The sequence below is a fragment of the Mesomycoplasma ovipneumoniae ATCC 29419 genome (assembly GCF_028885435.1).
GTDB classification, from domain to species: domain Bacteria; phylum Bacillota_I; class Bacilli_A; order Mycoplasmatales; family Metamycoplasmataceae; genus Mesomycoplasma; species Mesomycoplasma ovipneumoniae.
Genome location: NZ_CP118522.1, coordinates 119,314 through 134,043 on the forward strand (window position 1 = coordinate 119,314; position 14,730 = coordinate 134,043).

Annotated in this window: 12 protein-coding genes; 8 read left to right on the forward strand and 4 right to left on the reverse strand. The window is 28.3% G+C overall.

Going from position 1 to position 14,730, the window contains the following annotated elements:
- Window positions 1–15 precede the first annotated feature (15 nt).
- From PWA39_RS00580 to PWA39_RS00610, 7 genes are all read left to right on the forward strand, one after another.
- Entirely contained in the window at window positions 16–2,055 is a 2,040-nt protein-coding gene (locus PWA39_RS00580) for an Mbov_0121 family peptidase domain-containing ABC transporter (RefSeq protein ID WP_069099550.1), read from the forward strand.
- Window positions 2,027–2,410, forward strand: coding sequence for an MAG1140 family protein (locus PWA39_RS00585; RefSeq protein WP_211264776.1), 384 nt, complete (start codon window positions 2,027–2,029; stop codon window positions 2,408–2,410). The genes PWA39_RS00580 and PWA39_RS00585 overlap by 29 nt, the downstream gene beginning before the upstream one ends.
- A 20-nt stretch (window positions 2,411–2,430) precedes the next feature.
- Complete coding sequence (ybeY, locus tag PWA39_RS00590) at window positions 2,431–2,883, forward strand: rRNA maturation RNase YbeY (protein ID WP_044284404.1); 453 nt, start codon at window positions 2,431–2,433, stop codon at window positions 2,881–2,883.
- Window positions 2,883–3,278, forward strand: coding sequence for a cytidine deaminase (gene cdd, locus PWA39_RS00595; RefSeq protein ID WP_069099549.1), 396 nt, complete (start codon window positions 2,883–2,885; stop codon window positions 3,276–3,278). Before ybeY ends, cdd begins: the two co-directional genes overlap by 1 nt.
- Before the next feature lie 2 nt (window positions 3,279–3,280).
- The gene (era, locus tag PWA39_RS00600; protein ID WP_069099548.1) at window positions 3,281–4,165 is read left to right on the forward strand and encodes a GTPase Era; all 885 of its coding nucleotides are present in this window, start codon (window positions 3,281–3,283) and stop codon (window positions 4,163–4,165) included.
- Between the two features lie 249 nt (window positions 4,166–4,414).
- The gene (locus PWA39_RS00605; protein ID WP_069099547.1) at window positions 4,415–5,776 is read left to right on the forward strand and encodes a dihydrolipoyl dehydrogenase; all 1,362 of its coding nucleotides are present in this window, start codon (window positions 4,415–4,417) and stop codon (window positions 5,774–5,776) included.
- A 993-nt stretch (window positions 5,777–6,769) separates the two neighbouring features.
- Entirely contained in the window at window positions 6,770–8,581 is a 1,812-nt protein-coding gene (locus tag PWA39_RS00610) for an SGNH/GDSL hydrolase family protein (protein WP_069099546.1), read from the forward strand.
- A gap of 173 nt (window positions 8,582–8,754) precedes the next feature.
- Here PWA39_RS00610 and PWA39_RS00615 read toward each other — a convergent pair whose 3' ends face one another.
- The 4 genes from PWA39_RS00615 to glyA all read right to left on the reverse strand — a co-directional run bounded on the left by PWA39_RS00615 (window position 8,755) and on the right by glyA (window position 11,994).
- Window positions 8,755–9,366 carry a DDE-type integrase/transposase/recombinase gene (locus tag PWA39_RS00615; protein WP_274827461.1) on the reverse strand — a complete coding sequence of 204 codons (612 nt, stop codon included), beginning with the start codon at window positions 9,364–9,366 and terminating at the stop codon, window positions 8,755–8,757.
- A gap of 8 nt (window positions 9,367–9,374) precedes the next feature.
- Window positions 9,375–9,674 carry a hypothetical protein gene (locus PWA39_RS00620; RefSeq protein ID WP_274827462.1) on the reverse strand — a complete coding sequence of 100 codons (300 nt, stop codon included), beginning with the start codon at window positions 9,672–9,674 and terminating at the stop codon, window positions 9,375–9,377.
- A 97-nt stretch (window positions 9,675–9,771) separates the two neighbouring features.
- Window positions 9,772–9,999, reverse strand: a complete 228-nt coding sequence (locus PWA39_RS00625) for a hypothetical protein (protein ID WP_274827452.1) — start codon at window positions 9,997–9,999, stop codon at window positions 9,772–9,774.
- Window positions 10,000–10,737: 738 nt separating this feature from the next.
- Window positions 10,738–11,994, reverse strand: coding sequence for a serine hydroxymethyltransferase (glyA, locus tag PWA39_RS00630; RefSeq protein WP_069099313.1), 1,257 nt, complete (start codon window positions 11,992–11,994; stop codon window positions 10,738–10,740).
- Between the two features lie 134 nt (window positions 11,995–12,128).
- Between glyA and secDF the strand changes: the two genes are divergently transcribed.
- On the forward strand, window positions 12,129–14,723 hold the full coding sequence (gene secDF / locus PWA39_RS00635) for a protein translocase subunit SecDF (RefSeq protein ID WP_069099314.1): 2,595 nt from the start codon (window positions 12,129–12,131) through the stop codon (window positions 14,721–14,723).
- Window positions 14,724–14,730 lie beyond the last annotated feature (7 nt).

A 14,730-nucleotide genomic window follows, 5' to 3' on the forward strand; every position in this document is an offset into this window, starting at 1 on the left:
CAATTAGGGCAGAAGATGAAAGTATTTTTGCAAAAGGATTTAAAAGATTGTGGATTGGCGGTTCTTCAATCAATTTATCATTTCTTTTATGATAAAAAAATATCAATAAACTCTTTAAAAACAAAAGCTTTTTATTCAAATGACGGGATAAACATCGCTAATTTAGAGCGATTGGCAAAGGAATTTGGAATTATTCTTGAATCTTACGGTGGTCCTTATGAGAATTTAAAAACCTTAGAGATTGTAAAACCAACGATTATTCTAATTAAAACTGAGGATTTAAATCATTATGTTTTATTGACAAAAGTAAAAAAATCAAAATTTGAAATTATCGATCCCTTAAAAGGAAAAGTAAAAATCAAAGCTGAAACAATGGCAAAAATTTTCCAAAATGTTGTAATTTTTGCCCAAAAAGATCCTGAATATAAAAGATCAAAAATAAAAGATAAGTCATGGAATAATTGGTGGTTTTTCCTTGAGTCAAAAAGTAACTGATATCTTATTTTTTTATTTTTTATAACTGCAGTTAGTAATTTTTTATCTTCATTATTCATGAAAACAATAATTGACAAGGTTTTGCCACAACAAGATATTGGCCTTGTCATAAAAGTGAGTATTTTCTTTGCTTGGATTGTAATTTGGCGAATTTTACAGGATATTATTAAAAAAATATATATTCATAAAATTGAACTTAAAATCGAAAAAGATATTTTTGATCGCTTTTTTAACGCTCTAAAAACAGGTAAAAATTTTCAACTTTTAAAATTAGACAATCATGATTACATTAGAAGAATCAATTTAATTCCAAGTTTTGCAGCTTTTTCGGCCAGTTTTTACTACCATATTTTTAACGAAGTTATTACTTTTTTAATTTCATTTTTTATATTGTTGTGGATAGACATTAAAATTTTGGGTTTAATTATCGGAATAGGTATAATTTACCTTTTTATTAGCATAATTGTGCGAAAAAGTATCTCAAAAAATCACCAATTTTTAATGGAAGATCAACTAAATAGTTTGACAAGCACAAATGACATGATTTTTTCGCTTGAAAATTTAAAACGTGATGATGTTTATAAAAATTTAAAACATCAATTTGATGAAAAATATTACCGTTATAAAAAAACAGAATTCAATATTTGGAAAAAAGAGAGTTATTTATCAAGTTTTAATAATTTTCTTTTTTCAATAGCGCCGATTTTAATCGTGGTTATTTCCTCTTTTTGAATTTTTGACAAAAAATTATCAATCGGAGAATTGCTGCTTTTTTTAAGTTTTTTCAGTTTTTTTATTAATCCGCTTTCTTCATTTGTTAATATAGTCACTAATTTGCCAATTTTTTTAAAGGAATTTGAGCTTTTAAATTTTGTGCTCAACATTGAAAAAGAAACAACTGGCAAATATCACCAAAAAATTTCAGATATAAAACTAAAAGATTTAAGCGTGAGTTATTATAAAAATAAGACACTTTTTTACATTGAAAAAATGCAAATCAAAGAAAATTTGCACATAATTGGAAAAAATGGAAGCGGAAAGTCTACATTTTTGCGACTTTTAAACCAGGAAATTGTTTATAACGGTGATTTTTTAATTAATAATCTTGATTTAAAATATTATGACCAAAATGAATTACGCAAGAGAATTTGCTATATAAAATCGCAAAATTATTTTCCCAACATCAGTGTTCTTTCCTTTATAACAAATGAAAATCCTGAAAAAATTCAGAATTTAATTAATAATTTTCAACGATTTGACATTCAAGAAATGCTTTATGAATGGCAAATTTCCCTTGATTCAAAATTTATTAATAATGGCTCAAATTTTTCAAGTGGGCAAAAACAAATAATTGCACTTTTGCAACTTTTGACCAAGGATTTTGACTTAATTTTACTAGATGAAGCTTTTGAAAATATCGATGAGAAAAATTTCGAATTTTTAAAGAAAGTAATCTCAAATTACCAAAAAAATGCAATGTTTATCGAGATCTCTCATTCAAAAAGATATGTAATTGAACAAGGAGAAACTTTTGACATCAAAGATATATCAAAACAATAAGATAACAATAATAATTAGTGTCTTTTTGCTAATTTTGATGGGTGTAAGTTTTTACTATTTTTTTCAAATAAAAACTTACAGGACCGTTAATTTTATTTTAGAAATTGATGAAAAACATAAAACATTTGCAACAGTAAATTCAGACATATATTATTTAATGGATAAAGATTCATTCGCCCAATTTCAATTCCAGGACCGAGTAATTAGACTTGAAATTACAAAAATTGTTAATGTAAAACAGAATGAATTTGTTATTGAGTTCACAAAATCGCTGTTATTAAAACCAAAAACTCAATTGCCGGCAGTTCTTTTTTTAAAAAATACAGGTAATTTTTTAGATCTTTTTACAAAATAGAATAAAATTAAATATAAATGGTGAAAATTCTAATTAATTTTGAGAATCAAAGTAAGGTTAAGTTTAAATTTTTAAAGTTGTTTAAAAAGATTTTTGAAATTTTTGTAAAAAATGAAAATTTACAAGGTGAAATTAATCTAGATTTAATGCTAATAAGTGAAGAAAAGGCCCAAAAACTAGCCCTTAAATTCAAAAATAAAGACTATGTTCCTGATGTTTTATCATTTCCAAGTGGTTTGAAAATTCAAGAAAATAATTTGCAAATTCATTTTTTAGGCGAAATTTTTATGACACCATCAAAAATTCAAAAACAAGCAAAAGACTATAATCACACTCAAGAGCGCGAATTTTCATACCTTTTTGCTCATAGCCTTTATCATTTACTAGGTTTGGATCATGATAATGATGAAAATAATAAATTTATGCACGAAAAAGTAGAGAACATTTTAAAAAATTTGGAGATTTTTCGCTAATGGAACAAATATTTGAATCCCTAAAAAAACTAAGCAAAAATTCCTACTGTCCTTATTCCAATTTTCCAGTAGCCTCAATTTTGCTAACAAAACAAGAGCGCACTTTTGAAGGCATTAATGTTGAAAATGCCGTTTATCCTGCAGGAATTTGTGCCGAAAGAGTAGCGATATTTCAAGCAATTGCCCAAGGAGTTAATCCTGAAGATTTTAAAGAAATTCATATTTATAGCCCAAAATCTAGTAAGTTTATTGTCCCTTGTGGTCAATGTTTGCAAGTTTTTGTTGAATTTTTTTCTGAAAATGTTAGCATTTTTCTTTATAATTCAAAAGCAGAATTTATTGAGAAAAAATTAAATCAACTTCTCCCTTTGCAATTTAAAAAGGATTTTTTATAAATATGGATACAAAAACATGTTTTGTTGCAGTTATTGGCCAACCTAATTCAGGTAAATCTTCACTAATAAACTCGATTGTTCAATTTCCAGTTTCAATTGTTAGTCTAAAAGCCCAAACTACTAGAGATGCAATTAACGCAATTTATAATAAAGATAATCTTCAAATAGTTTTTGTTGACACTCCCGGTTTTCATAATAAAATTAATAATTTAAGTAATTCTCTAAATTTCGCAATAAATTCGACACTTGAGGGAATAGATCTTGTTCTTTTTTTGCACCCAGTTAACGAGCCAATTGATGAAAATACACAGGCATTTGCTAAAAAAATTTCAAATATTAAAAACAAAATCGCAATAATTACTAAAACTGATATTGAAGATGGCGAATTTACTTTTGAAAATCAGTCACAAAAAATGAAAGAATTTGAACTTGAATTTGACAATATTTTACCTTTTTCAACTAATTTTGAGGATTTACGAACTAATTTATTAAGTCAAATTGAAAAATATGCCTATCCCTCAAATCATTTTTTCAATAATTTAGATGTTACTGATCAAAGCTCACGTTTTTTTGCAAAGGAAATAATAAGAAAACAAATACTTTTGAATGTTGATGATGAAATTCCGCACCAAACTGCTGTTGTCATTGACAATTTTGATGAATCAGAAAAAAATTGTATTCGAATTGATGCAACAATTTATGTTGGTAGAAAGTCGCACTTACCAATAATTATTGGTAAAGCTGGCTCAGTTCTTGGACAAATTGGCACTAACGCTCGCAAAGAACTTGAAGAGATTTTTGGCAAAAAAGTTGTCTTAAAAAACAGAGTAGCTGTTGCTAAAAAATGGTTTAATGACCCTAAAATGATTAAGAAATTTGGCTATTAAAAATTTAAATTTGTATAAATTTTCCCTTAAATAAGTAATTTGGCAACTATTGCTAAACAGCATTTTTTGGTGCTAAAATTACTAAAAAAAATTATTAAAATTTATTAAAATAGATTTTAATTTTAATAAATTAAATATTTTACAATTTTGCTGTAAAATATTTAACTAAGCAAGCATTCTTTTTTAAAATTATTTAAAAAGCTTGCTGTTCATAATTTATTAATTTTAACTTCAAAAAAGGAGTAACATATGAAAAAATTTGATGTTGCAGTAATTGGTGGTGGCCCAGGTGGATACTCTTTGGCAGTTATTTTAGCTAATAACGGCAAAAATGTCGCACTTTTTGAATCAAATGTCTTAGGCGGAACTTGTGTAAATAGGGGCTGCATTCCAACTAAAACAATTTTAAAGTCTGCAAAAATAAGACAATTAATGTCCAATTCTGACAAATACGGTTTTGAATCTAGTCACACATTTAATTTAGAAAAAATCTTTGAAAATGCCCGTAATAACAGTAAAAAATTGCAACAAGCAATCAAAGGCGCCCTAGATGGTGCGGGCGTTTCTGTTTTTAACAAAGAAGCAAAATTAGTTTCTAAAAACATAATTAAAGCTGAAAACAACGAAATTTATGCCGATAAAATAGTTCTTGCAACCGGAAGTAGACCAAGAAAAATACAAATTGAAGGCATTGAAAACGCAAATGTTTATACTTCTGATGATTTAATTTTAGATTATCACGATTTTGATGAATTAACAATAATTGGTGGCGGAGTTATTGCTCTTGAGTTTGCTAGTTTTTATGCTAACTTTGACAAAAAAATAACTATAATTGAATCAAATAATCAATTATTTGGTAATTTTGACGAATCAATAAGAGATGCTGTCAATTCAATTATCCAAAGAGATAAAATAAATGTCATAACAAATGCAAAAGTTTTAAAATACGAAACTGATGGTCTGCTTATTCAACAAGGCGAAAATACTTCTAAACATAAAACCCGAAATATTTTACTTGCAGTTGGTAGAACTGTTAATAATGAATCATTTTCTGAGTTAAATCTAGAAAAATATGACAATGGTGTTTTAAAAGTAAACGAATTTTTCCAAACTTCTGAAGAAAATATTTATGCAATTGGTGATTTAAACGCAATTATGATGTTATCAACAAGTGCATATAAACATGGAGATGTTGTTGCAAAACATATTTTGCACCAAAAATCTGATGAAAAATTTGTAAAATCCAATATTCCGTTTGCAATTTACACAAATCCAGATATTTCATTTGTTGGAAAAAGTGAAAAAGAGCTAGAAAGTGCAAAAATTGAATTTGAATCAGCGCAAGTTTTTGCAAGAAATTTGCCAAGAGCCCACGCTAACTTAGATTTTGAAATTGGTTTTGTTAAAATTAATTACGAAAAACACACTTACAAAATTCTATCAGCAACTATTTTTCTTGAAGATTCAGCGACATTGATTAACCAAATAGCATTAGCAATAAGCAAAAATATGACAATTTTTGACCTTCAAACTTCAGCTTTTACCCACCCTACACTTGCTGAATCCGTTTATTATATTTCTAGAAATATCGCTTTTAGTAAAAAATCCTAATAATTACTGTTTTTTAGACTAAAATTTCAGTTAAAATTTTAGGAAATTAGTTTCTTTTTTTCCTTAAACTGGTTAATTCTAAAACCATTGTTTCTTATTGAAATTAATTGTACTTAAGTTTTCTTTAAATTAAAAAGATCCAGCAAACTAAAGTAAATTAGCATATTCCCGAGTTTCCCAGTTTGATGAAATAATCTTGAAAAGTGTCCGGTTTTTGGACACTTTTTTAACTTTTTTGACAAAAGTTAATTACAATTTTAAAACACTGGCAAAAATCAATTTATGGACAGAATAACAAAAACCATAAAAAATATAACTACTATTTAAACTCAATGTAAATAGAAAACTCATTTTTATTTACATTGAGCCTAAAAAAATATGTGAAGTTTTGAAAGAGCCATAATTAAAAGCCTTAAATTTATAGATTTCTAAACGGTTAAATTTAAGGCATTGCATCATATTTAAAAATATGACGGAAAATTCGCGTTTTCTGATTTTTTAGCCAAAGAACATAAGTAATTCCCCCTTAATTCAATACAAAATTTATTAATTTATTCTTAGTGAGGATCATTATAACATAATTTTTTCCTAGACCAAGCATTTTTTTACAAAAGGGTGATTTTAGAATAATAAAAATTAAAATTTTAGCATCAAAAAACGCGGATTTACCGGTATTTTTGCATTTTTATGTCACTAAAAAGTGAATTTTTGCCATCAAACTGTCAAACTCAGGATCCAGCAAATTAAACTAAATTAGCATATTAATTTGCGAAGATAAAGTTTTTTAATAAATAATAAAATATCCAGGCTAATTTTAAATTAATTTTTTTGTTGCAATTTTGATCAAAATTGCCTTAAATTTACAGAAAAAATATCAAGCTCACAAATTCAAAGTGGGTTTTTTTCTACTAATTTAGATTTTTTAGTTTTTTTATTTTTATTTTTTTTTAGTATAATTTTTAACTTATTAAACTAAAATCGAAAGGAAACAGTATGAAATTCAAAAATGTTCAAAACTATCCCGTTAGAAAAAGATTAAAACTTATATCATTAGGTTTATTACCAATAGCTACTGCAGTAACGTTTGTTGCGTGTGTTTCTCAGGACTCAGCAAAACTACAATCATTCAAATATTTAGCGATTGGTGATTCTGTTACCGCCGGATTTAATCAAGAAACTTATCGCGATTTTCAAGGTAAGCTTAACTCGCAAGGGGGGGGCGTAAGTGGCCTTTCGTATCCTTCCTTTTTTGCGCACTATTTGCAAAAGTTGAACAAAGATTCGCTAGTTTCATATGATAATTTGGCCTTTTCTGGTGCAACAGTAAAAAATTGACTTAATTTAATTAATCCTACAAAATATACAACAGGAAAAGTCGCTGATAATCCTTTTGTCCCTAAAAATAACGATCAAAATACAAAATTTAATGATTTATCTACCGTTTTTGGCAATTTTAATAAATCAAGTTACCCTGAATTAATTCAGAAAATTAAAAACGCTAATCTTTTGACAATGACTCTTGGTGCTAATGATATTTTCTTAGTTGCAACTAAATTTGGCTCACTTTTATCTCCTGAAACATCCGGAATTAAAGAGGAATTAGATAAAATTACAGTAGAATCAGCTCCAGCAACAACTCAAGAAACAGCTCCTGCTGATCCTAAGAAAGATGCTAAGAAAAAAGAGGATTTAAAACCCAAAATAGCCAAATATATAAAAAACGAAATTTCAACCAAAATAACAGAATTTAAAGCAGATTTAGAAAAGCTTTTAAAAGAATTAAAAGAAATTAATCCTAATTTACATATAAATTTACTTGCATATAAATTGCCAAACTCACTTTTAGTTCAAGTTTTAAGTAACCTTTTTGCTAATGATTTTGGTCTAGAAAAAGATTACTTCCAAAAAGTTACAACTGAAATTAATACTGCAATTCGCCAAACAGCCCAAAAAGCTAAAGTAAATTATGTTGATCCATTTGATGCAGAAATTTGAAATGATTCTGATACAAAATTAGGAGCAACAAAATTTGATATCCACCCTCAAGTTAAGGGATATAAAAAAATAGCTGAACAATTACTGCTAAAATTAGCAACTGATCAATCTCAAGCTGGCACTGTTGTTGATAACATTAAAAAATCTACAAAATTCACTGATAATGATTCAGGAAATTTAACATATAGACATGTTCTTGATCTCTCCAGTGTAGCAAAAACTAACGAAGAATTATTGAAGAAAATAAATGATAATAAATCCGAAAATGATTTCATTGATGAAGAATCTGAATTTGAAAAAACCCAAAATTCAGTAATCGAGGGCGATAAAAGAGATTTAGCTGATTCAATGTTATCAGTTTTGAGCTCAAATATTTTTGGAAAATTAGATTTTAAAGACTTAGTTAAAAAATCAGGACACTGACTAGCAGGTTCTTTTGTCAAATTTATTCCTGAATCAGCATCAGAACAATCTCTTGCAGAAGTTTTAAAATTACTTGGAGATTTTGCTAAACCTTATCTAAATAAACCAGATACTGATATAGTTAAAGTTGCGCTTAATAAAGTATTAACTGATCTAGAAAAAAATACAAAAGACTCTAAAAACCACTCAAAAATCACATTTCCTTCAATAATTAAAAGCATTATTTCTACCTTTGTTTCAAATCTTGATATTGCGAAAGTTTTAGTGGATTTACCCAAGTTAACAGGTAAAGGATCAACTTCATCATCGTCAACTCCTTCAACTTCAAGCAACTCAACTTCAACTCCATCAACTTCTGCTTCAACAGGTTCAACCTCTAGTTCTTAATCAGACCCTAAAACACGTTATTAAAAATTAATACTTAAAAACATGGCATTTTTTAACGTCATGTAAATAAGTAGAAAAATCTCAGACAATTAGTTTTTTACCTATGATTTTGATTGCACCACTTTTGTTAATTTTTTCTAGCATGTTCATTTTAAAAAATTTGGACAAATAATTTACCTCATATAATAGCTTGGAGTTTTATATGATAAGCAACTTTGAGGCCTTTCATAGTTATACCAATCAATAAATTCACTTATTTTTTGATAAGCAATAGCTACATTTTCAAAATTTTCGCCCTCAATATTAAGCAATTCTCGTTGAAAAACTGCATAAAAATATTCAATAGGTCTGTTTGCAAGGGCATTGCCTTTTGGTGACATTGATTGTTGGATATTGTTTTGTTTTAAAAAATTAGCAAATTTGTAGTTCGCATATTCCACGCCATGATCTGAATGGAAAAATTTTGGTTTAATATTATACTTTTTGATTGTTTGTTTTACTAAGTTTATAGTTTCTTCTGAAAATCTTGTTTTAGAAATTGAAAAATTGAGCAAGTAATTGGATTTTGTTTCAATAATTGAGTGTAGGTAAAATCATTCGTTGTTAATTTTGATAAATTTAATATCAGCAAATCATTTTTCACCAAAATTTTCTGAGCTAAATTCACCTTTGATATGATCTTCAGTCCAAATTCGTGTAAACTTTTTCTCTTTTGGTGCCGGTTTTCCTTGCTTTTTATAAGCAATTGATTTTAATCCTAAAAATTCGTAGTGTTTTTGAAACACGTACGTGCTTACATAATTTCCTGATTTATGTAAATATTATATAGGATGTCGCGGCCTTTTACCTTTCGATATAAATAGAAATTTTCACGAATTCACTCAAGTAAGTCTTCATCATAAATCATTTTCTTTGGTGGTTTTTTCACCCTTATTTTCTCATAAATAGAAGTGCGATTAACGTTAAAAACGCTACAAATTCTAGTGCAATTTTCGATTTTATCTTTATCTTTCTCTTGTTCTTGTTTTAATTTTTTGAGCTCCTCAAGAATAATTGCGGGGTCAATTCCGGATCTTTTAAGAACCCTCTCCACTATTTCTTGATAAATTCCACGATCATTTTCGGAAAGATCGTTAATTGTATATTTCTTTTTGGTTTGCGTGGAGATTTGATTTTTCCACGAGTACTAATTAAACTTTTCATATCATTATTATAAAACTTTTTTGCCAATTTCTTATCAAATTATTAGCGTATATATGCAACATTCATTCTTTATCCGCTTTTTTACTTTTAGATTTGTTTTTGTAAATTTCTCTAAATTCTTCTGCAAAATCCAAAATTGCGTTTTTTAGCCCTTTAGATTCGGCAATTTTAATGTATTTAAATTTGTCTTCAACTGTAAATTTGTATTGTTTCATTTTAACACACCTTTTTTGAATGTGTCTGAAATTAATATATTAACTTATTTTTTAACGTCATGTTTTTTTATTTAAAAAATAATTTATTTTTTCCGAGTTTCCCAGTTTGATGAGATAATCTTAAAAAAGTGTCGGGTTTTAGGAACTTTTTAACTTTTTGGCAAACCCAGAAAAAATAACTATCAAAGAAAAACACTGAATTTTAAATCTAACCATAATAAAAGAAAAAATACAACTACTGTTTAAATTTAACGCAAATAGAAAGCTCATTTTTATTTGCAGTGAGCCTAAAAAACATATGAAGTTTTGAAAGAACAATAACTAAAAGCCTTAAAATTTGTAGATTTCTAAACGGTCAAATTTAAGGCATTCCATCATATTTAAAAATATAATGGATAATTCGCATTTTCTGATTTTTTTATGACAAAAAACATAACTAATTCCCCCTTAATTCTAAAATCCAAATTTATTAATCATTCTTAAGTGAACTTTATTATAACACAATTTTATTTTAGACCAAACATTTTTTTTTTTTTTTTTGCAACAGGTGAATTTCAAAACTATAAAACTTAAGATTTTAGTGTCAAAAACCCAGGATTTACCGGTGTTTTTGCATATTTATATTCACTAAAAAGTGAATTTTTGCCATTAAACTGGGTAGCTCAAAAAAAAAAAAAAAAAAAAATCATCTTCTTAAAAATGGAGATGATTTTTGCTATTAAAAAAATAATTCATTTTTTAAATCCAATAACTAGACTTAACCGGAAATTTTTTTGTTAATTCCTGAATTTTTAGTTTAATTTCCTCAATTTCAATAGGATTTAAATTTTTCTTTCTTAAGACAAAATCAATAATTTCAGCAAGAATAGCAAATTCTTTTTCCTTAAAACCACGAGAAGTCATTGCTGGAGTGCCAAAACGAATTCCTGAAGTTACAAAAGGACTTAGACTATCATTTGGAATTGTATTTTTATTTGTAATAATATTTACTGATTCAAGTAAAATTTGTGCTTGTTTGCCTGTTAGATCATAGGTTTTTTTAACATCAACAATAAAAAGGTGATTTTGAGTTTTTCCTGAGACAATTCTTGCACCTTTTTTTGCAAATTCGTTAGCAAAAAAAGCGGCATTTTTAACGATTTGCTGGCAATAATCTTTAAATCAAGGCTGGAGGGCTTCATTAAATGCAACAGCTTTTGCGGCAATTGTATTAAAAAGTGGACCGCCTTGAATTCCGGGAAAAACAATTTTGTCGATTTTATTTGCAATTTCTTCAATGTCTGTTAAAATCAGGCCACCTCGAGGTCCACGCAGAGTTTTTTGGGTTGTTGATGTTATTACATGAGCAATTCCAACTGGCGAAGGATGGACGCCTGCAGCAATAAGGCCGGCAATATGGGCAATGTCAGCCAACAAATAGGCTCCAACTTTGTCGGCAATTTGCCGAAAACGCCCAAAGTCAATCAGACCTGAATAAGCCGAATAGCCACAAATTATTAAATTTGGCCTGGTCTCAACAGCGATTTTTTCAATCTCATCATAATCAAGAGTTTCATTTTTATCAAGAAAATAGCTAATTCCGGTGTAAAAAATTCCGGAAAAATTAACTTTATATCCGTGAGTTAAATGGCCCCCTGAGCTTAAATCAAGGCCAAGAATTTTGTCTCCAGGTTTTAAAAGTGCGGCAAAAACGGCTGAATTTGCACTTGAGCCTGAATAGGGTTGGACATTTGCAAATTTTGTCCCAAAAAGTTGCTTTGCCCGTTCAATTGCAATTAATTCAATTTTGTCAATAAACTCACAGCCACCATAATAGCGTTTTCCGGGATAACCTTCGCCATATTTATTGCTCAGACTTGTTCCATTTGCGCTTAGAACATCTTGCGAAGCATAATTTTCGCTGGCAATTAGCTCAATTTGGTCGTTTTGTCTTTGACTTTCTAAGTTAATTAGCTCAGAAATTTGTTGATCTTTAATATTAATTTTCTTGTACATTTCTCAAAAAACATAGAAATTATACTATAAAAATAAGGTAATATTCGAAAAACGCCCAACATTTTGCAAAAAATTTTTTTTGCATTTGCTAAGCAAAACATGGTATAATTTTAAATTTACTAGAAGGGGAAGTCATGAAAATACGTAGTTTTTTTGCTAGGTTGTTTTCGCTTAATAGTTGAAAGCGTTTTTTTCTTGCTTTTTTAACATTTTCTTTTCTTGGAAGTGGTGTTTTTCTCGTTTCAAATTACTATATTTCTCAGAACATCAATCGCTCAATTGAATATGGTGGCGGGGCTGAGGTTTTAGTTCAAGTTAAAACTTTGGACGGAAAAATTCCATCTTCAAAAGTTGTTCAGGAGGCAGATTCGGCTATTTTCCAGCGGCTAACCGGCGGGGCTAATTTGAATGGTACCAACGTTTTTACCGAAGGTGAAGGACGAATAAGAATTTCACGTAATAAAATATCAAATAACCGTGAATTAGAGCAATTTATTGAAGAAATTGTTAATAAACCAACACTAACAATTACAGATGTTAATACAAATCCCCTTTTTTTTGACGGTAAATTTGAAACAAACCTTAGTCTTGAAAACGGCGATGAGTCAAATTGGTTAGTTCCATTTGCTCCAGGTTCTGCCCTTTCACAGCCAAATCCCCAAAATCCATCAAGTAATCAAGTATTAATCGAATTAAAAGACAACAATGCTCAATTAGAGTGAACTAAAGCCACTGAACATATTTCAAAATTGCCCCGTGGTCAAAACAGAATTTTAATTTGGTCTAATATTTCTGAACTTAAAAAAATTGCTCAAGAAAAATTCCCGCTTCAGTGGGAAAGGGCTAATAAAAATATATATAATTTTTTGCACGTTGGTGAAAAAACTACCCCTGATTTTTTGCCAGACCGAAAAATTTTACAACCTTCACTTAAAAAATTCCAAATTGATGCAAAAAGATATTTAATTTCTGATGCAACAGTTAGTCAAGCTTTAAATGGAAAATCCTTTGTAATTACAGGTAATTTTTCTCCTCAAGAAGCAAAACAATTAGCACTTGATATTAATTATGGGACTGCTGATTATAAATTAGATTTTTTGTCAGCTTCATTTGTTAGCAAAACCAAGTCTGAGTCAGCCTTTATTGCTGGATGAATTGCAATTGGTCTAGCAATTGCGATAATTTCGCTATTTTTAATTGTAAATTACGGGATGTTAGGAATTGTTGCAACAATTTCACTTTCGCTTTATGTCTTTTTGACATTACTTTTTTTCACAATTGTTCGAGGCGAATATTCTCCAATAACTATTTCAGCGCTTGTTGTTGGAATTGGGATGAATATTGACGCAAATGTCATTAGTTTTGAATTATTTAAGTCGAGAATTTATGCCGGTAATTCGGCAATAAAAGCAAACTCCCAGGCTAATCGAACCTCTTTTAATGCAATTATTGACTCAAATGTTACAACACTGATAGCCGCACTTGTTTTGTTCTTTTTTGGAACAAAAAATGTAAAAAGTTTCTCAATTACTCTTATTTTTTCAATTGTCTTTACACTAATAGTGACAATTGGATTTACAAAATTTTTCACAAGCTTTATCCTTAAAGCTGATTATTTCCAAAAAAGTAACAGATTTTGACTTTTAGGTATAAAAAATTATTACTTGAAAAAATATGAACGAGGTTACCAATCAGTTTATTCAAGAATTAATTATGAAAAAATTTATAAATATTCTAGATGGACTCCGCTTGTTTTGTTTGTAGGCTCAATAGTGGTTTTTGCAACTTTTGCCGGAATTTATAAGTCTTTTGGTTCAGGATTTAATTTAGCTATTGACTTTAGTGGTGGTACAAACTTGCTAATTGAAACCTCAAATTCAAGTTTTGACTTGATAAATCAAGAAAAAGCTAACAAAATAATTGATTTTTTAAATTCACATAATATTAATAGTACAAATTCGCAAATAATTTTAAATCCGTTAAATGAATCATCTTCTATTTTTAATATTGAAGTCAAAACCCAACTAGATTTAGCTTCTAGACTTTCTGCCCTTAATTCAGAAATTCAAAGCAATTTCTCAAATATTCGAATGACAAATTATTCAATTTCAAATGAAGAAGCACAAAAATTAATTTTTAATGCAATACTTTCAGTTGGCTTAGCACTTGTTTTTGTAAGTATTTTTACACTGATTAGATTTAAATGAACTTTTTCATTTGCAATTATTCTTTCCCAATTATTTAATGTTTTAATGGTATTTTCTGCGATTATTATCACTCGAATTCAAATATCTCAAAATTTGGTTGTTGCAATTTTAACTCTAATTGGTTATACCGTAAATGATACAATTGTTGTCTTTGACCGTATTAAGACAAAATTTAGTGAAACAAATCACGTTGATGTTTACAAAAGTGAAAAAATTAAACAAATTTCACTAGAGGCAATCAAAGACACAGCCAAAAGATCTATTTTTACATCTCTAACAACAATTTTTACAATCATAGTTTTAATGATTTTTTATGAGTCAATTGACGTAGTTTTCAGTTTAACAATGCTTATAGGTGTTATAATCGGAACATATTCTTCATTATTTGTCGCAACTAGAATATGAAATAAATTAGAAGCATATCGAAACTATAAAAAACAAAAAAGAATTAACGCTAAATACTGAAATATCCAAAAAGTTCATGAACAAACATTTGCAAGTATTAATGACTATGAGAAATAAGTAACCA